We start from the raw sequence: 21,260 nt of genomic DNA on the forward strand, positions 1-21,260 counted from the left end.
ACCCTTGAAAAAGTCAGGTAATCGATAGATTATCAACATAATGTTTTAGTATTTACCGTGACGCACCCATGAATTTTAATCAGTTTGACTCCTTACTTCCTCCTCAAACAGCAGAAAGAGCTGCTGAAATTGGCGTAAGTAAAGCAACCAAAGCACCAGCTAAATCATTTTTACTAGCTATATCTGCAGGGGTTCATATTGGCATTGCTTTTATCTTTTACACAATTGTCACTACTGGTGCGGGTGATTTACCTTGGGGTATGACTCGACTCGTTGGCGGCTTAGCTTTTAGTCTTGGGCTAATATTAGTCGTTGTCACAGGCGGTGAACTGTTCACTAGTTCTGTTCTTACCTTGGTTGCTAAAGCAAGTGGGAGAATTTCCTGGTCGGTGTTGTTTAAAAATTGGGCGGTGGTTTACATCGGCAACTTTGTTGGGGCAGTCCTACTTGTGATGTGTATGCTTCTAACTAAGCAATACATGTTTGATGAAGGGCAAGTGGGCTTGAACACAATGGCGATTTCGCAACATAAACTTCATCATTCTTTTTTCCAGGCAATTGCACTTGGAGTCATGTGTAACTTGCTGGTTTGTATTGCGGTTTGGATGACGTTTAGTGGCCGTACTTTAACTGACAAGATTGCAGTGATGATTTTGCCTGTTGCAATGTTTGTTTCTGCTGGTTTTGAACACTGCATTGCTAATATGTTTCAAGTTCCTATGGCCATCGGCATTAAATATTTTGCTCCAGAAACATTTTGGCAAATGACTGGTGCTGAGATTGCACAATATGCAGATCTTAATATGATGAGCTTTCTCATCAATAACTTACTCCCTGTAACCATTGGAAATATTATTGGTGGAGGAGTATTTGTTGGTATGTGGTACTGGATGATTTTCCTACGTGATGAAGGCAAATGCCTGAAATAAAAAAGATATAAGTAAGCTTGACTTGTTTTTGAATGCGTCCTATTCCACGTCGAGCTAACGTCCAGTAACGATAAAACAAAGATTAGATGTAAAAATTGATTGAGTAAAAAGTTATCCACATTTTCTGTGGATAACTTACCAAAAAAACAATTGTCCTTATTGTTAATAACTAGAATATTCTATCTTTTCAACTAGAGGAAGGCAGAGCGATGTTCATTGTAACTAAGAAATAATAATCTCTAATATAAGTATTTTAGTTATTTATACTGAAAATTTTAATAACAAAAAAGACATTAGATATTGTTGTAAATAATATGAAAATAGCAAGGTTTAAATATGCGCTTAAATAAGCATAAAGTGATATTCATACGTTAAGTTGTTAATTATTATTTAATTCATCCTGTTGATTTAATAGACCGTTTAAGATGGGGCTAAAATGTTAAATAAAGGGTTTTAAAAAGAATTAATTTAGCCTTGTTAGGATTATGGTCTAATATTTTCCAAAAGGTATTGTTTAAACATAACCTGAATATATCGGGTTTTTCAATAACACATAATACAAATAGGCAAGTGTATGAGTGATGTTAATAAAATCGAAAGTGGTGAGAAACGTTCCCTAGAATGGAAAGCGTTTTTCTTCATTGCAGTCGTTCTCTTTCCCATATTGAGTTTAGCCTTTGTGGGTGGTTACGGATTCATTGTATGGATGTTGCAAGTCTTTGTGTGGGGTCCTCCTGGTTCACATGGCATGTAAGCCTTCCTAGTTGGCTTATGAATATACGTTGAAAAGATTTTAAGAGAGCAAATAATGAAATCATTTATCATTAAATTTTGGCGAACGTTGTCACGTCCGGCAGTCCATATCAGTCTTGGTGTGCTGACTATGGGCGGCTTTATCGCAGGCGTTATTTTCTGGGGGGGATTCAATACCGCACTGGAAGCAACCAATACTGAAGAATTTTGTATTAGCTGCCATACAATGCGAGACAATGTTTATGAAGAACTACAAGACACGATTCATTGGAAAAACCGTTCCGGTGTACGTGCTACTTGTCCAGACTGCCACGTTCCTCACAACTGGACCGACAAAATTGCCCGTAAAATGCAGGCTTCAAAAGAGGTCTTTGCACAAGTCTTCGGTAACTACGATGAACCAGGTTATTTTGAAGAGCGTCGTATTGAATTAGCGAAACATGAATGGGCTCGATTCTCTGCAAATGGTTCGCTGGAGTGTAAAAACTGCCACAATTATGACTCGATGAATTTTGAAAAAATGTCACCAACAGCTCGCATACAAATGAAGCAGGCGGCTGAAAAAGATCAGAGTTGTGTTGATTGCCATAAAGGTATTGCACACCATTTACCAGCAGGTATGGACAGCATTGGTGGTATCGTTGGCGATCTTGAAGGCATGACTTCAAATACGAATTATGATGTCGGTCAAGAGTTAGTGAGTGTACGTCATCTTCCAGTTTATTTTGATGATACAGGTAGCAAAGAGGCGGGCCTACTTAACCCAGCTTCTGTGGTTAAAGTGCTCGCTGATAAAGGTGATTATGCTGAAGTTGAAATTGATGGTTGGCGCAAAGCGAAAGGCTTTGGTCGAGTCATTCAAGAAGATTTTGGTAAAAACATTGCCGTTGCTTCTTTGTTAAAAGATGCATCGACTGATCCAAGCGTTATTAGTGTTGGTGAGAAAAAAGTGGATGAGCTAACAGGTCTTCCATGGGAAAAAGTATCGGCCAAGGTATGGATTAAGAAAGAGTCGATGCTGAATGACATTACGCCTATTTGGGAAAAGTCAAAAGAAGCTTATACCACCAACTGTTCAGTGTGTCATACACAGCCAGCAGAGGCGCATTTTGATGCCAACACATGGCCGGGTATGTTCGATGGTATGTTAGCGTTTGTGAACTTAGATACAGACAGTGAAGCTCTGATCTTGAAGTACCTACAGAAGCATTCTTCAGATTACGCTGAAGGTCACCACTAATAATCGTCGAATTGGAGTAAATTAAATGGCTATTACACGAAGAAGCTTTCTTAAAGGGGTAGCAACGACAAGTGCAGCGTCGGTTATTGGTCCAAGTTTATTGGCTTCGGCTTCGGCACAGGCTGCTGAAACGACGGGTACCTGGAAAGTAACAGGCTCGCACTGGGGAGCATTTCGCGCTCACATTTATGCGGGGAAAGTTCAAGAAATTAAACCGTTAGAGCTTGATAAAAACCCAACGGAAATGCTTAAGGGTATTAAAGGTATTATTTACAGCCCATCCCGTGTCCGTTACCCAATGGTGCGTTTAGATTGGTTGAAAAAGAATAAGTACAGTGCAGATACTCGAGGTAACAATCGTTTCATTCGTGTTACTTGGGATGAAGCACTTGATTTATTTTATCGCGAACTTGAACGTATCCAAAAAGACTACGGTCCATGGGCATTACATGCGGGTCAAACGGGCTGGAACCAGACTGGTTCGTTTAACAATTGTACTGCTCATATGCAACGTGCTGTTGGTATGCATGGTAATTTCATTACTAAAGTCGGTGACTATTCGACCGGTGCAGGGCAAACCATTTTGCCTTATGTTCTAGGTTCTACAGAAGTATATGCGCAAGGGACCTCATGGTCTGAGATCTTAGAGCATGCCGATAATATTATTATCTGGGCCAATGATCCGGTAAAAAACCTTCAAGTCGGTTGGAACTGTGAAACCCATCAGTCGTATGCTTACTTAGAGCAATTGAAGCAAAAAATTGAAAAGGGTGAGATTAATGCTATCTCAGTTGACCCAGTAAAAAATAAGACGCAGAACTACTTAAACAGCAAACATCTGTACATTAATCCAATGACAGATGTGACGTTTATACTTGCGATAGCGCACGTGTTGTACAATGAAAAATTGTACGACAAAAAGTTCATTGAGACCTACTGCTTAGGATTTGATGAATTTATTGATTACGTTCAGGGTAAGAGCAAAGATAAAGTAGCGAAAACGCCAGAATGGGCAGCGCCAATATGTGGCATTAAAGCTGACCAAATCCGCGATTTTGCTCGCTCATTAGTGAAAGGCCGAACTCAAATCCTTATGGGGTGGTGTGTTCAGCGTCAAGAGCATGGTGAACAGCCTTATTGGGCAGCCGCCGTTCTTGCAGCGATGATTGGTCAAATTGGCTTGCCAGGTGGTGGTATTTCTTATGGTCATCACTATTCAAGTATCGGTGTGCCATCGACGGGTTTCGCAGGCCCCGGTGGATTCCCTCGTAACCTTGACCAAGGCATGAAGCCTAAATGGGATAACAATAACTTTAATGGTTATAGCCGAACGATTCCTGTTGCTCGTTGGATTGATTGCTTGATGGAACCTGGCAAAGAGATTAACTATAACGGTGGTAAGGTGAAATTACCTGATTTCAAAATGATGGTTATTTCAGGCTGTAACCCATGGAGCCATCACCAAGACCGTAACCGCATGAAGCAGGCATTCCGTAAGCTTCAGACAGTGGTAACCGTTGAGTTTGCTTGGACTGCAACATGTCGTTTTTCTGATATCGTGTTACCGGCTTGTACTCAGTGGGAGCGAAATGATATTGACGTGTACGGCTCTTATTCAAACCGTGGGTTATTGGCAATGCATCGTTTGGTTGATCCGTTGTTCCAGTCAAAACCAGATTTCCAAATCATGAGTGAGTTGACTCAGCGTTTTGGACGTCGTGATGAATATACTCGTGGTATGAGTGAAATGGAATGGATTCAATCTCTTTACAACGATTGTAAAAAGGCCAACGAAGATAAGTTCGAGATGCCAGAGTTTAATGAGTTTTGGAAACAAAGCGTACTTGACTTTGGTGAGGGTAAGCCTTGGGTACGTCATGCAGATTTTCGTGAGGATCCAGAAATTAATCCACTGGGGACACCATCAGGCTTTATTGAAATTACATCACGTAAAATAGGCCGCTATGGCTATGAACATTGCCAAGAGTTTCCAATGTGGTTTGAAAAAACAGAACGCTCTCATGGTGGACCAGGTTCTGATAAATACCCGTTCTGGTTACAATCATGTCACCCTGATAAGCGTCTGCACTCTCAAATGTGTGAATCAGAAGATTTCCGTGCAACTTATGCGGTTCAGGGACGAGAGCCAGTTTACATGAACCCTATTGATGCGAAAGAAAAAGGTATCAAAGATGGTGACTTGGTAAGAGTTTACAATAACCGTGGCCAGCTGCTTGCGGGTGCTGTTTTGTCAGATAACTACCCACGTGGCATTATTCGTATTCAAGAAGGGGCTTGGTATGGGCCGCTGAATGCAGAGATCGGTTCGATTGATACTTATGGCGATCCAAACACATTGACTTTGGACGTAGGAACATCTGAATTAGCGCAAGCGACATCAGCCAACACCTGTATTGTTAACTTCGAGAAGTATAAAGGTGATGTTCCACCTGTTACTTCATTTGGTGGTCCAATCGAAGTCGCTTAATTTCCTTATCTAACATTACTTCCTTCTTTTAACCTTAAAAAAATACCAGCCTTTTAGGCTGGTATTTTTTTGCCAAAAAGCTGGATGATTTGTTATCGGGCGATTAGCAAGCCACAGTAGAGCCGATGTAAAACGGGCTGCTCTGGTTGTTGACAGTGATGCAGATTTAGAAAACTGCAAAATAGGTTACAAGGAAACAGTATTAGAAAGGTTCAAGATTTGCAGCCTGTATTTGATCAAGTTTACTTGGATATAGAGCTACTTTTCTGCGTGTCAATTTGTATTAAATCAGGTAAAGTATCGACCTTTGTGAGCAAACTCGCTTCATAAGGGGGATTTTTCTACATTTCCCATTATAAAGAAGCCATCAAATTGACTTGAATAGGAAAAAAAATGATTCTAGTTGTAGGTCATAAGAACCCAGATAGTGATAGTATTTGTAGCGCACTTGTTGCAACAGAACTTCTAAAATCTCGTGGCGTGGAAGCAATGCCGATTCGTCAGGGTGAAATTAACCGTGAGACTCAGCACATCCTAGAGGTAGCGGGCGCAGAAGTTCCTGAACTTCGTACTTCAGTCGCTGGTGAAACGGTTTGGCTAGTAGATTACTCAGATCTAGCACAAGCACCAGATGACATCGCAGAAGCTGAAATTGCGGGTATTGTTGATCACCACCGTTTAGGTGATGTGATGACGGTGAACCCAATGGAAGCATGGATCTGGCCAGTTGGTTGTACTAACACGGTACTATTCAACATGTTCAAAATTGAAGGTCATGAGATCAAACCTCAAATTGCTAAGCTCATGATGTCAGCTATCCTTTCTGACACAGTAGGTTTCGCTTCTCCAACTTGTACTCAAAAAGATAAAGATGCTGTTGCTGAGCTAGCGGCTATCGCAGATGTGCAAGACGTTGACGCATTTACGAAAGACCTTCTAATTGCTAAGACAAACATCGAGGGCCTATCAGCATCTGAGCTTGTTGAGAAAGATCTAAAAGGTTACCCATTCAACGGTCGTGACGTAGTCGTAGGTCAGGTTGAACTGGCAACTTTAGAGCAAGTTGACGGCATGATTGAAGCACTAGAAGCGGATCTAGAAACGCGTTGTGCAAATGACAATCTAGCATTTGCTGCTGTGATGCTAACAGACATCACTACTGCTCAGACTCGTCTTCTATACAAGGGTGAATGGGCTGAAAAACTGGTTAAGCATGAGCAAGATGGCATGCTAATGATGGAAAATACATTGAGTCGTAAGAAGCAAGGCTGGCCTTGGCTTCAAACTGAGCTTGTGTAATTTACCCATTACCAACGTATACTATAAATGCCCGCCGCTCGGTGGGCATTTTGCTATTAAGACAGGAGCCTAAGATGTCTGAAGTATTAACCAAAGAGCAAATCGAAACAATCAACCGTTACGATGAAGAAAAACGCTTGAAATACAGCATTAAAGAAATGGTCGCAAACCGTAAAATCTGGATTCTGAAAGATGAGTACGGTTGTGTGATGCTCAACACTGAAGATGATGATTGTGTTCCCGTATGGCCAAATGAAGCCTTTGCTCAAGATTGGGCGACAGGAGATTGGGAACACTGTGAACCTGAAGCTATTTCACTGAATAAGTGGCACAGTCGCTGGACATCAGGCCTCGAAGATGATGAATTATCCGTGGTTGTATTTCCAAATCAAAATGAAGAAGGGGTAGTTCTATTCCCCGATGAATTTGATTTCGAACTTCGTAAACAAGCCAGTCGTCAATAACCTTTGCTAGTAGCTGTGAACAAAAAGCAGAGCGTATAGTCCTATTACAAGCTCTGTTTTTTATTTGGACTATTTTTGTAAAAATGACTTTCAACCAGTCTTTGAGTTATAGAGTTCTGTGGATTCGTCAGCACTTGATAGGTTTCGCCGGACTCTACCACTTCACCTTCATGCATTACCATTACTTTATCCGTGATGTGTTTGATGATACCAATGTGTTGAGATACATAGACAAATGATACGCCCATCTCTTCTTGTAACTCTAAAAAGAGATTAATGATCTGTGAACGCATTGACATGTCCAAACCATTGAGTGCCTCATCAGCTATAATAATAGAGGGTTGCAGGATTAATGCTCGAGCAAGGCAGATGCGCTGCTTTTGGCCTGCAGCCAGCATTTGAGGATAGAAATAAGCATGCTCAGGTAATAAACCTACACGTAAAAGAGTGTCTTTCACCCGTTTCATTCTTGCATCTGGTGGCATATTAGTATTTCTTTTAAGTGGGCCTTCCAGAATACGTCCAATTTGAATGCGTGGATTTAACGAGGTGTTAGGGTCTTGAAAAATCATACGGATCAGTTTGCATCGAGTGGAGTAATCCTTGTGCTCCAGGCGTTCACCATTAACACGTATTTCTCCTGATGTAGGCTTAATAACACCAGCAAGCATTCGAGCTAACGTAGATTTTCCTGAACAGTTTTGTCCAATAAAACCAACAGTCTGCCCTGACTCTAGCGAAAAACTCACAGGCTTAACAGCTTCATAAATATTGCGCTTGAATAGCCCTGAACGAGTGACAAATTGTTTCGATAAATTATCGACCTCTAATAAGGCACTCATAATTTTTTCTCCGTATTGAGTGGAAAGTGACAGCTAAATTTATGATTTTTGATTTGCCGAGTCGGTGGGATTTCCACACATTGACGTTGTGCATGTGGGCAACGGGGGCCCAGTCTACAACCAATAGGTAAGTTTTTTAAAGGTGGAATTGAACCAGCGAGAGATTGAAGTTTTTGCTTATGCGGGATCCACTGACTAAAGTCAGGCATCGCTTTTAATAGAGCTTCCGTGTAAGGGTGCTTAGGCTCATTAATTAACTTTTGGGTATCAGCAGATTCCACCGATTGACCACAGTACATAACAGTGATGCGGTTTGCCCATTGAGTTATAGTAGTTAAGTCATGACCAATGAGTAATATGGTTGTATTGTTGACTTGGTTCATTCGGCTAAGTAAGCGAAGTATTTGTGACTGGGTAATTGCATCAAGATCGTTGGTTGGTTCATCAGCAATCAGTAGTTTAGGCTTAGTTGCAATGGCCATCGCGATCATCACTTTTTGACATTCACCATCGGTTAGCTCGTAAGGGTAGCTATTCATGATACGTTTGTGATCTTTGATCCCTGCCTTATGCAGTAAAGCCGTTGCTTGCTTTTTACGCCATTTAAAACGTTGCCACCACTTACCTTCAAATGAGCGAGAAGGGATTGATTCAATTAACTGCTTGCCTACAAGATCGGAAGGGTCAAGGCAGGTTGACGGTTCCTGAAAGATCAGTGCAATATCGCGAGAGATCACCCGTCGGCGTTCTTGGGTTGTTAATTGTAATAAATCAATATTTCCAAATCTCAACCTATCCGCAGTGACTTTCCAGTTATCTTTGCATACCCCAAGAATGGCTTTTGCGACCAAACTTTTTCCTGAGCCAGATTCGCCGACAAGACCACGAATTTCACCTTCATTGAGAGTAAGACTCATACGGTCGACAGCTTTAACCAAACCTTGAGGGGTCTCTATTTCAATTGTAAGATTTCGAATATCTAATAATGGCATTATTCGATCCCCGCATTGAGCGCTTGACGTATACCATCACCCACTAAGTTGATCACAATTACGGTAAACATAATAGTTAGGCCGGGTAATGTTACGGTCCAAGGGGCAATATAGATCAGTTCTACTGAGTCACCAAGCATAGCTCCCCATTCTGTGCTTGGAGCTTGTGCTCCTAAGCCTAAGAAGCCAAGTGCGGTAATATCTAAAATGGCAAGTGATAAGGCAAATGTACTTTCGGCTGCGATAACGGTGAGAACGTTGGGTAAAATCGAGTTCCAAAGTAAATAAAAGTCATTAGCACCATCAAGTCGAGCGGCCATAATGTAGTCCTTTTCTAACTCACTATGTACAGCAGTATAAATAGAGCGAATAAATCGTGGAATGAGTGCTAAGCCAATAGCTAAAAGGATATTAAACTCACCAAAACCAAGAAAAGCGACAAAAATGATTGCCAGAAGTAATGAAGGAATAGACATCACGGTGTCAAGTAAGTGATTCAATATGCTTGATAGTAATCCCTTGGTCATTCCGGCTAGTATGCCAATCATGCAACCAATGAAAGCTGCAAGTGTGGTGATAATAACTGCGGCCCCAAATGTCAATTGAGAGCCCATTATTAAGCGAGACAGAATATCACGGCCAAGGTCATCAGTACCTAGAAAATAGTCCACATTACCGGTAGTTGCCCAAGAGGGCGGTAACAAAAGTTGTCCTGATTGAGCTTGTGGATTATATGGAGCAATCCATGGGGCAAAAAGAGTGATAATAACAATTAAGATCAAGCACCATAGTGCAAACATTGCCATACTGTTCGCTCTATAACTACGCCAGAAACGCTCAAACTGGGTAGGAATATACTCTTCCTGATAGACATTATTTGTTAACATACCATTCCTTCCTCACGAGAGGGTTAATTATGGCTCCGATCAATTCTGAAAGAATATTGGCACTGAGTACTAACGTGGCGAGGACCATAACACCAGCTTGAATAGAGACATAATCTTGATTAGCTAATGCGTCAAGTAGCCAACGCCCAATTCCAGGCCAGTTGAAGATAGATTCGGTAATAATTGCCAATGTAATCATACTAGAGAGCTGAACCCCAACTTTGGGCACGATAGGCGTAAGAGCATTACGCATTACATGTTGTGTAATAATTTCTCGGTTGGTTAAACCTTTTATTTTAGCTGCTCTAATGTAGTTTTGTCCCATTACTTCTGCCACAGAGGAACGCATCAAAACAATAACTTGCGTTGTTGGGGCAAGAGCAAGAACCAAACACGGTAGGACAAGATGTTCAATAACACTTTGTAATGCCTGAGCTCGATATGGGCCTTGTTGAATAAACGCATCGACAATGGTAAAGCCTGTGACATAATTAATTTCGTACAACAAGTCATAGCGGCCGGATATAGGAAAAACATGATATTGTAATGAAAACATCATGATAAGCATTAAAGCAACCCAAAAAATTGGTGCTGAATAACCTGACATTGCAATAAATGAAATGCCCGTATCGAGCCACTTCCCTTGCTTCATACCTGCAATGGTCCCTAAAGGAATACCAATCAGTAAAGAAACTAAAAAGGCTAAAAAGCATAATTCTAAAGTAGCAGGAAAGACAACCTTTAGTTCATCAAAAATTGGGGTACCATTCTTGCTAATACCGAAATTGAGATGGGACAACTGTATTATATACGTTTGCCAGCCTGACCAATAATCTACAGTAGACCATGTTGAGTCGGTGTCTAACCGTAGTAGAGAAAATCCAACAAAAGTTAATATTGTTAGGGTAATAACAAATAAATTAAGCCTTCTTAAAGTATAGCCTAACATCAGTTAATTCTCTTAACATGATTAAATGGCTGCGCATTAAAAGGGCTTGATTTAAAACCTGAAAGTGATTTGTCATTCACGCGAAACTGAACCCCATGAGCTAATGGAATAACTGGAAACTCTTCATTTAATATATTTTGAGCTTGATGATATAAATTTAAACGGTAGCGCGGTTTTTGTGTCTCTAATGCTAAGTCTAGTAAGAAATCAAAGTCTCGATTACACCACATTGAAACATTGAGACCAACACGCTCAGACTCACATGAGAGTAGAGAGCGAAAAAAGTTATCAGGATCTCCTGTATTGCCGATCCAACCAGTAAGGATTAAATCGACATTATAAATCGCATCTAGTTGACTGCGTTCGAAACGATCATCTGTTAGTAGGACTAAATCAACACCAATATCTTCAAAGTTAGCTTGAATTAATTCTGCCGTTTTACGTGGGCTCGGGTTATAGGCTCTTGGTTCTAAAGGTACCCACATTGTTAACTGTAAACCTTTTTCATATCCTGATTCACGCAACAAAGCTAGGGCGTAATTTCGGTCATAACGAATTTTTACGCTGTCTTTTTGATATGCCCATGAATTGGGTGGAAGTAGAGTATACGCTTGAGAACCTGTCCCATAATACACTGAATCAAGGATGTTTTGACGGTTAGTCGCGAGGTTGAGCGCCTGCCTTACACGTGGATCATTTAGTGCAGGATGTTCAGTATTTATGGCAATAAAAGAAACATTATTTGATGGAGTTGATGTTAATTCAAGGTGTGATGTTTTCTCTATCACTGGCAGTTGGCTTGAAATTGGCGATGACAATACATCACATTCATTTCGTAAGAGTTTAGCTAAGGTTCCAGTGCCTCTATGAGAAATATCAAAAACGACTTGTTTCATAATAGCTGGTGAATTCCAATATCTCTCATGACGCTCTAATCGAATAAGATCATTGATTTGATACTCTTTCAATTGAAAAGGGCCTGTCCCGACAGGAAAGCGATCTATATCGGCCTTTTCGTCGTTGATAATTAATTGACGACCATACTCAGCAGAAAGAAGAACAGCATAACTGGTAGCGATATGTGATAAAAAAGCAAAATTGGGTTGATTAAGAGTAAATTTAACGGTGTCTTTATCAACTGCAACGACATCTTTGACTAGTTTTTCAAACCCTAGAGCAGCAAACCAAGGGTAAAAACCGCCTCCAACTTTATGAAAAGGGTGATTAGTGTCTATGATTCGTTTAAAGCTGAAGACCACATCCTGAGCGTTAAAAGGGCGAGTCGGTGTAAACCACGGTGTTGTTTGAAATTGAACGTTGTGCTTAAGATGAAAAGTAAACTCTGTACCTTGCTCGTTTATTGACCACCGCTCTGCGAGGCTTGGAACGGGCTTATGAGAGATAGGATCTAATGTGAGTAAGGTATCGTAAAGTTGAGGACTTAGAGCTTCTGACGTAATACCACTATCAATGAGTTGTGGATTGAACGTACTTGGTTGCCCTTGTCCACAAAAAACAAAGCCATTTTTGCGCACATCTTTGTGATCAATAACATCACCGCACGCGGTGAGAAAACTGAAGCCAATTAGGCTTAATGATATTCTTATAAAAGCTTTCATAATGTGAAATGGTCAACGACTTTTGCTTGCTTCACAGTTTGCTCACATGAGACGAGCGTAAATTAGCTGGCTAATCTATCACTTTTAAACTGATGCTCCAAATAGAAAATGATTCAATAGTAGGGTGTTAGATCAAATTGAATGCACGTTTATCGTAAATGACCAATTTTACCTCTTTTTAAAACTTCACTACTTAAAAATGGTTCAAAATCACTTAATTTTCATTTTCTTGTTTTCACTTAGAGTAAATTGGGTTGTGATTCCGATGACTATACCTAAGTAAATTGGGTATAGTCATAGTATAGTGAGTGTTGATAAAACTTAGCTTAATATTTAACTTTGACCGACCAATTGGTATTTTCTCAGCATGCCACGAAGCTGGTGGTAGCTTAATCCTAATAAATCAGCAGCTTGACGTTGGTTAAATTTAGCAGACTCTAATGCCTGTGTGAGTAGGGTGATATCTTGCTGCTCTTGCCATTGTTTATAGTCGAGTGGAAAAGAGGGTTGTCCACTGATACTGGAGTCAGGTTGCTGCGGTACAGAGTTCTTCGCTTCACTCTCTGATTTTGGTATCCAAGTAGCCTCAAATGGGTTATAGGTGAGGGTATCAATGGCATCAGTATTTAAACCATGGCGGTAGATCGCTCGTTCAACGACATTTTTAAGTTCACGTATATTCCCCGGCCATTGATATTCTACAAGGCTTTGTTGAGCTTGCTCAGTGAATCCAACGAAGTATTCTAAGCCTAGTTCACGACACATTTTTATCGCGTAATGCTCGGCTAATGACAAGATATCTTCTTTTCGCTCTCTTAAGGGGGGCAACAAAATAACATCAAAGGCCAAGCGATCAAGTAAATCGGCACGAAACTGGTTTTGAGCCGCAAGTGATGGGAGATCAGCATTAGTCGCGCATACTAGACGTACGTCTGCAGTCAGTGGAGTATGACCACCCACTCGTTCATATTCACCATATTCAATCACTCGTAACAACTTTTCTTGGACAAGTAAGGGGGCTGTAGCTAACTCATCTAAAAAAAGCGTTCCTCCTTCCGCACGCTCAAAACGCCCTTTATGCTTTCCTTTGGAACCAGTAAATGCTCCAGATTCATGACCAAATAACTCAGAATCAATCAAACCCTCGCTTAAGGTAGCGCAATTCAAAGAGACGAGAGGGTTGTCCCAGCGTTTGGAGAGATAGTGTAATCGTTGTGCGATAAGCTCTTTACCAGTACCACGTTCACCAATAATAAGAACAGGGCGCTCTATAGGTGCTAATTGTGATACTTTATCAAGTACTGCGAGAAAAGCAGGTGATTCACCAATGAGGTTCTGTTTCATTAGGCGCTTCCTTTTCATTACCGACGAAGTTAATTGAAAATAAATGGTAAAATTTACCAACTATTGGTTAATCTTATCATAGCATAGATGTTTGTGAAGGTGTTTTATTATAAGTCATTGATATTTATTGATTAAAAAGTTGGCATGCTATTTGTTTGTAAGTAATCAGACGCACAGGTGAATCATCGCACTTTGTGAAATTGAAAGAATCGTAAGGAGTTTTGTCATGGGTATATTTTCTCGATTTGCAGATATCGTAAATTCAAACATCAGCGCATTATTAGACAAGGCAGAAGACCCAGAAAAAATGATCAGATTGATCATTCAAGAAATGGAAGATACTTTAGTTGAAGTGAGAACGAATTCGGCCAAAGCGATTGCAGACAAAAAAGAGCTTGCGCGTAAAGTGGAAGCATTAGAATCACAGATTGGGGAGTGGGGTCAAAAAGCAAGCTTAGCGCTGTCGAAAGAGCGTGAAGATCTTGCACGAGCTGCTCTCATAGAAAAACAAAAATTAGAGCAAGTCATCAAAGGGTTACATACAGAGCAAACGTTAGTTGAAGAGACCATTGAAAAGTTAACGGGCGAAATTGGTAAATTAGAAAACAAGATAGCGGAAACACGTGCCAAACAGCAAGCATTAGCAATTCGTAACCAAACAGCATCAAACCGTCGTGATGTTCAAAAGCAACTTCACGCAGGTCGCACGCATGAAGCAATGTCAAAGTTTGAACAATACTCACGAAAAATTGATGAAATGGAAGCTGAAGCCGATCTTTATGCGAAAACGGGTAATGCTAAATCATTAGATCAAGAGTTTGCTGAACTGCAAGCGCAAGATGAAATCGAAAAAGAACTCGCTAAGCTAAAGAAGCAAATGTCATCAAACGATAAACAATAAAAGGAACTTCCATGTCGCTATTTTTTATCACAGGGCCACTGATTGTCTTTTTGATTTTTGTCGCGCCTCTGTGGCTCTTTCTACATTATCGAAGTAAGCGTAAAGCGGGCAGCTCTTTATCAAGCCAAGACTTAGAGCGTCTACAGGCCTTGTCTGAAAAAGCGGAAAAGATGCAATCTCGAGTTGAAACATTAGAACGAATTCTTGATGCCGAGTCGCCATCTTGGAGGCGCGAGTATGATTAAATCTGATCTATATCGAGATCCGGTCAATGGTAAGATTTCTGGAGTCTGTGCAGGATTGGCGAATTACTTGTCCGTTGAAGTTTGGTTGATTCGTATTGGAGTGATTTCTATTGCCCTACTTAGTGGTACTTTTTTAGTTTTACTGGCTTACATCGCAATGTCATTTATGCTTGAGAAGCAACCTCACGCCTACACGGAAAACATCAAAACTCAACAAGAGCATACCCTCAAAAGTAAACCTTGGAGGCAAGGACAGAGTCCTAATAATTTGTTGAGCGTTCTTGAAAAAGACTTTGCGGTACTCGATAGTAAATTGCGCAATATGGAAGCTTACGTCACATCAGATGCTTATCGAGTAAACCGAGAATTTGATAAGCTGTAATTCCCATTGGCCAATATTTAATTAACTTGAGCCAACTTAGGCATAAAAATAAAGCAGGCAATATTGACGCCTGCTTTGTTTTTAATTGAGCATTTTTCATTTACCACACTTCATTGAGTATTCTCACAGAACTCATACCATCTCTCATCCCCAAGCACCTTAAAATCACTAGGGTATGCCCCTTAAATAATGGCCTTGCTCGTATGGTTGCTTTGTTTGATCAGTTGGCAGCCCTAAACCCGAAGGTTAGCCAAATGGTTGCGGCCTTGAATGTCTCGTTGTCTCAAGCGGGTGTAAAAATCGAAACACGAGAATATTTTGAGGCGTTTGTTAACACAGTCATGCACTCTAAACATTCGAATATTCTAATGATCTAAATCAATCTCTGAGATATGCGCTTTGTAGTACATTCCATGCCGTGAAAATTTAGTGGTGATGGCGTGTTACGTAGCCGATAAGTAAAGGGCGGTAGCGTTTGGATAAGCAGGAGTTTACAAGTTTCTTTAGAGCTAACTTTTGCCCCATTTCAAGTTAGCGCGTACTCCACGATTATCTCTAATATCAGAACATTGACCAAATCTTCGTAATGCGACAAAGTAACTTACGATCTACTTTCTAACCAATTAATAAATTTCCTTAGACTCTACACGACAGGATAGTACTAGCGTGAATAAACTCTATATCATTGGCAATGGATTTGATTTACACCATGGCTTGCCGACATCATTAACAGGTTTCCGAGACTATTCCAAACATAGTGAGTTCCACCGATTATATGAAAATGGTGTTTTTATGATGTCTGCTAACCAGGCATTAGATGAGCACTGGCAACATTTAGAGACAAATCTTGCCAATTTTGATGTCGATGCTCTCATCGAATATTCTAGCCAATATTATGATGATGACCCTCATGAAAATCAGTTTATCTATGAAGTCGAAAATGCTATCGGCGCGCTTACAGTAGGGCTTAAAAAGGACTTAAACAGCTATTTGTCATTGGCTGAGAGTTGTACAGTTGAGGACAATAAAGTATTGCCAATCGACACTAGTGCTCGCTTTCTATGTTTCAACTATACGAATACCCTTGAGCGGATTTATAACATATCTTCAGATCGTATCTGTTACATTCATGGCAAACTAAATAGCACTGATGCGCCAATTGTTGTTGGCCATGGTATGGAGGCTTCAGAATATAAAGCTCCGCCCTCAATTGACATATCAACTCTAACAGAAGAAGAGATTGAGGCCTTTTCTGACTCTTACTCACCTGATTATGAACACGCAGTTAGTGAGGCTCATGGATACTTTAAAAAAAATTACAAGGACACTGCTGCTTGTGTCCAAGCATCTAGCATGTTCCTAAAGTCTTTAGTAGATATTGAGAGAGTGGTAATCCTTGGTCATTCTATAGCAGAAATCGATAAACCTTACTTTGACTATGTAAACAAAATAGTTGGGCCGAACTGTCAATGGTGGGCGTCTTACTATCCAAGTTCAGAAGAAGATGCAATACGTAGTCGACTTGGGGAGATTGTTGATGACGAAAACAGGATGAAATTGATAGAGATGTCCCTGTTGACTAAATAATTTGAAGTTATCAATTTTTCTCAAACTATTTACGTGACGATATGCCTCATTGTGTTAATTAGAGTTTAAATTATTGATTTATTAGGATATTTCTAATGCTGCTACTTATGCGAGAAGGTAGCGGTAGTCTGTTCCATACAAACACATCAAATAGGAACCTTTACGTGTATTTACTCATATAGCTGCATAATAAAGAGGATATTAGCGTAGTTCTGGGTTAGCATGTCTGAACAATCATCGATTAATTGGTTTGGTCAAAAAAAATCATGTATTTATCAGAATTGAAAGCACAACACTTCAGACAGTTTGAAGACTTTTCTATGGCATTCAACAAGGGGTTAAATTTACTTGTTGGTGAAAATAATGCGGGCAAAAGCTCTGTTATCGATGCAATCCGACTCGTCCTTAATACAACTTCAGCTGAGTGGGTTAACCTGAAGAGTACTGACTTCCTAAATGGCAAAAATGAGTTACAAATTCAGTTAAAGTTTGAGGACTTATCCCTGCGCGAGTCTGGTTTATTTTTAGAATATTTAACAAATGAAGAATTAACCCCTGGAGTTGATAAATCAGTTCTATTCATAACGCTTTCAGCAAAACTCGCCCCAAACCCTTTCAAAAAATCTCAATTTATAAAGACCGAAATCCGTTCTGGTATCAATAATGATGGTCCTATAATTGAAAGAGACGTTCGTGAGTACCTCGCTGCTACTTATTTAAAACCCCTACGTGATGCCGAAGCTGAACTCTCTGCTGGACGTTCGTCTAGGCTATCTCAAATTTTAGGAAGTAACACCAGTTTAGCTGGGGATACGAGCGCAACTCAGCGTATTATTGAACTACTTACTGGTGCAAGTAAGGAAATTCAGGCAGACGCAGCAATCCAAACTGCGCAAGACAATATAGCTACCCTGCTGAACTCTTTAACATTCAGAGCGAATGTATTTACGCCAGTCTTAAGTTTGTTAGGAAGCAAGGACTACGCAGACATGAGCGAATCAGAAAAATCATTCGCTCTTAAATCCATTTTAGAAAAACTAACCCTTGAACTTGATGCTTCAGGTATTAAGCACGGATTGGGTTATAGCAGTCTGTTATTTATGGCTACCGAGCTAATGCTAATAAAGCAAGAGGAAGAGCAATACCCTCTGTTGCTAGTAGAAGAGCCTGAAGCTCACCTTCACCCTCAGTTACAGTTAAAGTTTATTAATTATCTTCGGACTGAAAATAGCCAACTACAATGCATTTTATCCACTCACAGTCCCGTACTTGCATCAAAAGCCCCCTTAGATAGCTTAATCCTAATGCAAGAAGGCCAAGCTTTCCCTCTAAGAAAGGGGTGCACAGCACTCGAAGACGAAGATTATGTTTTCCTCGAGAAATTTTTGGATTCCACAAAGGCAAATATGTTTTTTGCAAAAGGTGTATTGCTAGTTGAAGGGGTTGCAGAGGTAGTTTTAATCCCCAAAATTGCGGAATTACTTGGACGGCCTTTAGAAGACTATGGAGTGTCGCTAGTAAGCGTAAATGGTTTATCAAGGAAGCGCTACGCTAAGGCTTATCGATCCAGCCCTACCTCAGTAAATCCACAACCATTACCTATCAAGGTAGCTTGTATCACGGATTTAGATTTGTGGCCAGATGAAGCCGAAGATACTGGTGATAACGATTATGGTTTTAAAACCAAAAAACAGCCAAAGCCAAGTGGTAAAGGCGGAAACTTGAAGTATTGGCTTAGTGAACTCAACACTGACGAAATAAATGCAAAAAGAGCTAAGAAGACCGAGTTTGATGGAGAGCTAGTTAAAACGTTTATATCTAATGACTGGACGTTTGAGTTCTGCCTTGCAAAGTACGGACTGAGCGAAGAGCTATACCAAGCGATAAATAACAGCATGGATGGCTACGGTGCACTAAGTACGGATACACAAATAAGAGCTGTTCAGCTGTATGGCGTTATCGAAGGTAAAGGAGATGGGAAAAGTGAAGTTAGTTATTCACTGGCTGATATCCTATCTAAGTACAAAGACCGCCCTCTAGATCTAAAAGCAAAGTTACCATCCTATATTGTTGATGCTATTGAGTATGTAACAGAACCGTTTCCTTTAGAAATTGAGTAGTAACAAGATGATTGAGATCAATGATATAGATATCCGCACAGTTGAGAGAGAGCTAGATGTAACGTTTGACAATACAAGAAAACAGATAATCAAAACATTCAATGACGTGCAGGCCTGCCCAGGTAGTGGTAAGACAACAATGGTGGCAGCCAAGCTTCTCATCATTGCCAAAAAATGGAAACAAGCGCACCAAGGTATATGCGTACTAACTCATACCAATGTGGCTAAGGGTGAAATAATAGACCGTCTTGAGCGTAGTGTTGATGGTCAAAAGCTACTGTCATCCCCTCATTTTATAGGCACAATTCAAGAGTTTGTAAATAAATTCCTTGCGATACCATACCTGCGCTCAGAAGGTTATAACGTAAACCAGGTTGACGACGATATATGTTGTAATAAAGGGTGGCGCCTTCTCTCTAGAGGAACTAGAAACTTCCTAGAACGAAATCACGTATCTTCATTGCAAGATCTACAATATAAGCTCATTGACGGTGAGCTTATATTATCCGTTCCTGGGTTTAGAAGAATTTCAACATCAGCAAGCTACCAGAATTTAGAGTCTGTCAAATCTAGTTTAATCAGTGATGGGTACTTTTATTATCATGAGATGTATGCGTTTGCTAGGAAGTACATCCTAAATAATTCATCGATTAAAGGCTCACTTCAGTCTCGTTTCCCCGTTGTATTTGTTGATGAGATGCAAGACACCCAGAGGTTCCAAGATGAATTGCTAAACGAAATATTCCAACATGAAAATGTTAGCTTCCAAAGATTTGGCGATCCTGACCAAGCTATCTATAGTAGTGGGGAAGAGGGAAATCAAACTTACAATCAAGTTACCTTAGAGAAAGTCGAAGACAGTCACCGCTTTAACCATTCTGTTGCTCTGCTGGCAAAAAATTTAAGTTACAACCGTATCAATCTGAACTCAGGTACAACTGCACCAGAACAAGTCTTACACACAATTTTTCTGGTTGACGAGAGATCGCGACACAACGTTTTTGAGAGATTTGCAGAATTGTGTGCACAAGCAGTCCCCGCAGACTGTAAAAAACCAATTAAAACGGTTGGTTCCGTTGGTGTTAGAAAGGATGATGGATTAACCATTTGTAACTATCTCGACTCATTTGATAAGGGGAATTCAACAAATACGTTTAAGCCAAGCAAACTTATTCATTACTTTTATGAAGGGAGTCGCCTAAAAGATGGGCATCAAGGATATCGTCTAATTCTTGATGGGATTGTCAGATGCGGTCGAATATCTAATTCTAAACAATCATTCCAAGATGGCACTCAATCTGGATACTCTACCACATATATACGCAAATACCTGAGAGAATCGGGTTTAAACATTGACTTTAATATCATGATTAAGTCATTGATTAAAAATGAAATAACAGAGGATGCATGGAGCCAGTCAGTCACTACTTTATTCAGTTATTTGAACTTGGATGACTTGACCCAAATTCAAGAGTTTATCTATTTTGAAGGTGATACGTCCCTCGCAGGTACTGTCAACAATGTCTGCGCTAACAAGGTTTATACAGACGTTGCAGGACGAATAATCGAAAATGAAGTTGCAACAATTCATGCAGTTAAAGGTGAAACACATGCAGCTACACTGGTCTTAGAAACAAAATTCCGTTCAAACGATTTAAAGTCATTGATTGACTATATTCTAGCCGAAAACATTACGAAACCAACAGCCGCTACAAAAATCAAGTTCATGAAGCAGTTATATGTCGCCTTCTCAAGGCCTGAGCATTTGCTCTGTTTAGCTATGGATAAATCAGGGTTTCCTCCAGAGCATCTTGGGAAGCAGGATTATGCAGGTTGGAAAATTTGTGACCTTACAATGATGTGAATTTTTCTTTAAAAGTCGATGAGATACTTTGTTCTTGGATTTTGGCTTACTTTTCCTAATCCTAGGCGGACGAGTTAGATATTTGTAACTAACTCGTTTGTGTCCAGAAATGTGCCGAAGGGGCATAAAACACGAAAAATGCCCCAAAATTGGTTTAGTCAAAAAGTCTACATTCACATGCGAGTGGATTTTGACCAAATAGAACTAACCTGAAACCCAGAACCCACAAAGTCCGAAAAATGGACGTCGTAGTGTTGTTAGCTCAAATGAAATCACTGATTTTTGCCTTGAAAGTCGTTCTGAAAGCGCCACAAAATTTCAAAGTATTATGGCGATATATTACCTTAAAAAAGTG

At 40.2% G+C, this 21,260-nt stretch carries 19 protein-coding genes; 13 read left to right on the top strand and 6 right to left on the bottom strand.

Features of this window, described 5'->3' with window-relative positions:
• The first annotated feature begins 68 nt into the window (after positions 1 to 68).
• From focA to VSA01S_RS15605, 6 genes are all read left to right on the top strand, one after another.
• The gene (focA, locus tag VSA01S_RS15580) at positions 69 to 929 is read left to right on the top strand and encodes a formate transporter FocA (protein WP_039981051.1); all 861 of its coding nucleotides are present in this window, start codon (positions 69 to 71) and stop codon (positions 927 to 929) included.
• 574 nt (positions 930 to 1,503) lie between these two features.
• On the top strand, positions 1,504 to 1,683 hold the full coding sequence (gene torE, locus VSA01S_RS15585) for a trimethylamine N-oxide reductase system protein TorE (RefSeq protein ID WP_039981050.1): 180 nt from the start codon (positions 1,504 to 1,506) through the stop codon (positions 1,681 to 1,683).
• A 54-nt stretch (positions 1,684 to 1,737) separates the two neighbouring features.
• Positions 1,738 to 2,922, top strand: coding sequence for a pentaheme c-type cytochrome TorC (gene torC / locus VSA01S_RS15590; protein WP_039981048.1), 1,185 nt, complete (start codon positions 1,738 to 1,740; stop codon positions 2,920 to 2,922).
• A gap of 25 nt (positions 2,923 to 2,947) precedes the next feature.
• A complete protein-coding gene (torA, locus tag VSA01S_RS15595) occupies positions 2,948 to 5,410 on the top strand; it encodes a trimethylamine-N-oxide reductase TorA (RefSeq protein WP_039981047.1) in 2,463 nt (820 codons plus the stop codon).
• Positions 5,411 to 5,803: 393 nt separating this feature from the next.
• A complete protein-coding gene (locus VSA01S_RS15600) occupies positions 5,804 to 6,709 on the top strand; it encodes a manganese-dependent inorganic pyrophosphatase (protein WP_039981045.1) in 906 nt (301 codons plus the stop codon).
• Positions 6,710 to 6,783: 74 nt separating this feature from the next.
• The gene (locus VSA01S_RS15605; RefSeq protein ID WP_039981044.1) at positions 6,784 to 7,173 is read left to right on the top strand and encodes a DUF2750 domain-containing protein; all 390 of its coding nucleotides are present in this window, start codon (positions 6,784 to 6,786) and stop codon (positions 7,171 to 7,173) included.
• Positions 7,174 to 7,217: 44 nt separating this feature from the next.
• Here the strand turns inward: VSA01S_RS15605 and VSA01S_RS15610 are convergent, their stop codons facing one another.
• The 6 genes from VSA01S_RS15610 to pspF form a co-directional block, all read right to left on the bottom strand.
• Positions 7,218 to 8,015 (bottom strand): peptide ABC transporter ATP-binding protein, encoded by a 798-nt coding sequence (locus VSA01S_RS15610; RefSeq protein WP_039981042.1) that lies wholly within the window; start codon positions 8,013 to 8,015, stop codon positions 7,218 to 7,220.
• Positions 8,012 to 9,007: a peptide ABC transporter ATP-binding protein gene (locus VSA01S_RS15615; protein WP_039981040.1), complete on the bottom strand. Its 996-nt coding sequence runs from the start codon at positions 9,005 to 9,007 to the stop codon at positions 8,012 to 8,014. The genes VSA01S_RS15610 and VSA01S_RS15615 overlap by 4 nt, the downstream gene beginning before the upstream one ends.
• Positions 9,007 to 9,894, bottom strand: coding sequence for a putrescine export ABC transporter permease SapC (gene sapC / locus VSA01S_RS15620; protein WP_039981037.1), 888 nt, complete (start codon positions 9,892 to 9,894; stop codon positions 9,007 to 9,009). The genes VSA01S_RS15615 and sapC overlap by 1 nt, the downstream gene beginning before the upstream one ends.
• On the bottom strand, positions 9,881 to 10,843 hold the full coding sequence (locus tag VSA01S_RS15625; RefSeq protein ID WP_039981034.1) for an ABC transporter permease: 963 nt from the start codon (positions 10,841 to 10,843) through the stop codon (positions 9,881 to 9,883). Before VSA01S_RS15625 ends, sapC begins: the two co-directional genes overlap by 14 nt.
• A complete protein-coding gene (locus VSA01S_RS15630; protein WP_039981032.1) occupies positions 10,843 to 12,462 on the bottom strand; it encodes an ABC transporter substrate-binding protein in 1,620 nt (539 codons plus the stop codon). Before VSA01S_RS15630 ends, VSA01S_RS15625 begins: the two co-directional genes overlap by 1 nt.
• 333 nt (positions 12,463 to 12,795) lie before the next feature.
• On the bottom strand, positions 12,796 to 13,806 hold the full coding sequence (pspF, locus tag VSA01S_RS15635; protein ID WP_039981030.1) for a phage shock protein operon transcriptional activator: 1,011 nt from the start codon (positions 13,804 to 13,806) through the stop codon (positions 12,796 to 12,798).
• A 226-nt stretch (positions 13,807 to 14,032) separates the two neighbouring features.
• On the opposite strand from pspF, the gene pspA reads away from it, so the two are divergent.
• The 7 genes from pspA (at position 14,033) to VSA01S_RS15665 (ending at position 20,905) form a co-directional block, all read left to right on the top strand.
• A complete protein-coding gene (pspA, locus tag VSA01S_RS15640) occupies positions 14,033 to 14,707 on the top strand; it encodes a phage shock protein PspA (RefSeq protein ID WP_039981027.1) in 675 nt (224 codons plus the stop codon).
• A gap of 11 nt (positions 14,708 to 14,718) precedes the next feature.
• Complete coding sequence (pspB, locus tag VSA01S_RS15645) at positions 14,719 to 14,952, top strand: envelope stress response membrane protein PspB (RefSeq protein WP_039981026.1); 234 nt, start codon at positions 14,719 to 14,721, stop codon at positions 14,950 to 14,952.
• Positions 14,945 to 15,334 (top strand): envelope stress response membrane protein PspC, encoded by a 390-nt coding sequence (pspC, locus tag VSA01S_RS15650; protein ID WP_039981024.1) that lies wholly within the window; start codon positions 14,945 to 14,947, stop codon positions 15,332 to 15,334. The genes pspB and pspC overlap by 8 nt, the downstream gene beginning before the upstream one ends.
• A gap of 203 nt (positions 15,335 to 15,537) precedes the next feature.
• The gene (locus tag VSA01S_RS20050) at positions 15,538 to 15,711 is read left to right on the top strand and encodes a hypothetical protein (protein WP_167325144.1); all 174 of its coding nucleotides are present in this window, start codon (positions 15,538 to 15,540) and stop codon (positions 15,709 to 15,711) included.
• Positions 15,712 to 16,000: 289 nt separating this feature from the next.
• Positions 16,001 to 16,921 carry a bacteriophage abortive infection AbiH family protein gene (locus tag VSA01S_RS15655; protein WP_039981022.1) on the top strand — a complete coding sequence of 307 codons (921 nt, stop codon included), beginning with the start codon at positions 16,001 to 16,003 and terminating at the stop codon, positions 16,919 to 16,921.
• A gap of 266 nt (positions 16,922 to 17,187) precedes the next feature.
• Positions 17,188 to 19,041, top strand: coding sequence for an ATP-dependent nuclease (locus tag VSA01S_RS15660; protein ID WP_039981021.1), 1,854 nt, complete (start codon positions 17,188 to 17,190; stop codon positions 19,039 to 19,041).
• A gap of 7 nt (positions 19,042 to 19,048) precedes the next feature.
• Complete coding sequence (locus VSA01S_RS15665; RefSeq protein ID WP_039981020.1) at positions 19,049 to 20,905, top strand: UvrD-helicase domain-containing protein; 1,857 nt, start codon at positions 19,049 to 19,051, stop codon at positions 20,903 to 20,905.
• Positions 20,906 to 21,260 lie beyond the last annotated feature (355 nt).

Origin of the sequence: Vibrio sagamiensis NBRC 104589 (genome assembly GCF_007990935.1) — a bacterium.
Lineage (GTDB): Bacteria > Pseudomonadota > Gammaproteobacteria > Enterobacterales > Vibrionaceae > Vibrio > Vibrio sagamiensis.

Coding starts and splice junctions, on each gene's coding strand:
- VSA01S_RS20050 (WP_167325144.1), top strand. CDS start 15,538: ATGGTTGCTTTGTTTGATCAGTTGGCAGCCCTAAACCCGAAGGTTAGC.
- VSA01S_RS15630 (WP_039981032.1), bottom strand. CDS start 12,462: ATGAAAGCTTTTATAAGAATATCATTAAGCCTAATTGGCTTCAGTTTT.
- VSA01S_RS15610 (WP_039981042.1), bottom strand. CDS start 8,015: ATGAGTGCCTTATTAGAGGTCGATAATTTATCGAAACAATTTGTCACT.
- torA (WP_039981047.1), top strand. CDS start 2,948: ATGGCTATTACACGAAGAAGCTTTCTTAAAGGGGTAGCAACGACAAGT.
- pspF (WP_039981030.1), bottom strand. CDS start 13,806: ATGAAACAGAACCTCATTGGTGAATCACCTGCTTTTCTCGCAGTACTT.
- VSA01S_RS15600 (WP_039981045.1), top strand. CDS start 5,804: ATGATTCTAGTTGTAGGTCATAAGAACCCAGATAGTGATAGTATTTGT.
- pspB (WP_039981026.1), top strand. CDS start 14,719: ATGTCGCTATTTTTTATCACAGGGCCACTGATTGTCTTTTTGATTTTT.
- VSA01S_RS15615 (WP_039981040.1), bottom strand. CDS start 9,007: ATGCCATTATTAGATATTCGAAATCTTACAATTGAAATAGAGACCCCT.
- VSA01S_RS15660 (WP_039981021.1), top strand. CDS start 17,188: ATGTATTTATCAGAATTGAAAGCACAACACTTCAGACAGTTTGAAGAC.
- torC (WP_039981048.1), top strand. CDS start 1,738: ATGAAATCATTTATCATTAAATTTTGGCGAACGTTGTCACGTCCGGCA.
- VSA01S_RS15665 (WP_039981020.1), top strand. CDS start 19,049: ATGATTGAGATCAATGATATAGATATCCGCACAGTTGAGAGAGAGCTA.
- pspA (WP_039981027.1), top strand. CDS start 14,033: ATGGGTATATTTTCTCGATTTGCAGATATCGTAAATTCAAACATCAGC.
- torE (WP_039981050.1), top strand. CDS start 1,504: ATGAGTGATGTTAATAAAATCGAAAGTGGTGAGAAACGTTCCCTAGAA.
- focA (WP_039981051.1), top strand. CDS start 69: ATGAATTTTAATCAGTTTGACTCCTTACTTCCTCCTCAAACAGCAGAA.
- VSA01S_RS15605 (WP_039981044.1), top strand. CDS start 6,784: ATGTCTGAAGTATTAACCAAAGAGCAAATCGAAACAATCAACCGTTAC.
- VSA01S_RS15625 (WP_039981034.1), bottom strand. CDS start 10,843: ATGTTAGGCTATACTTTAAGAAGGCTTAATTTATTTGTTATTACCCTA.
- sapC (WP_039981037.1), bottom strand. CDS start 9,894: ATGTTAACAAATAATGTCTATCAGGAAGAGTATATTCCTACCCAGTTT.
- pspC (WP_039981024.1), top strand. CDS start 14,945: ATGATTAAATCTGATCTATATCGAGATCCGGTCAATGGTAAGATTTCT.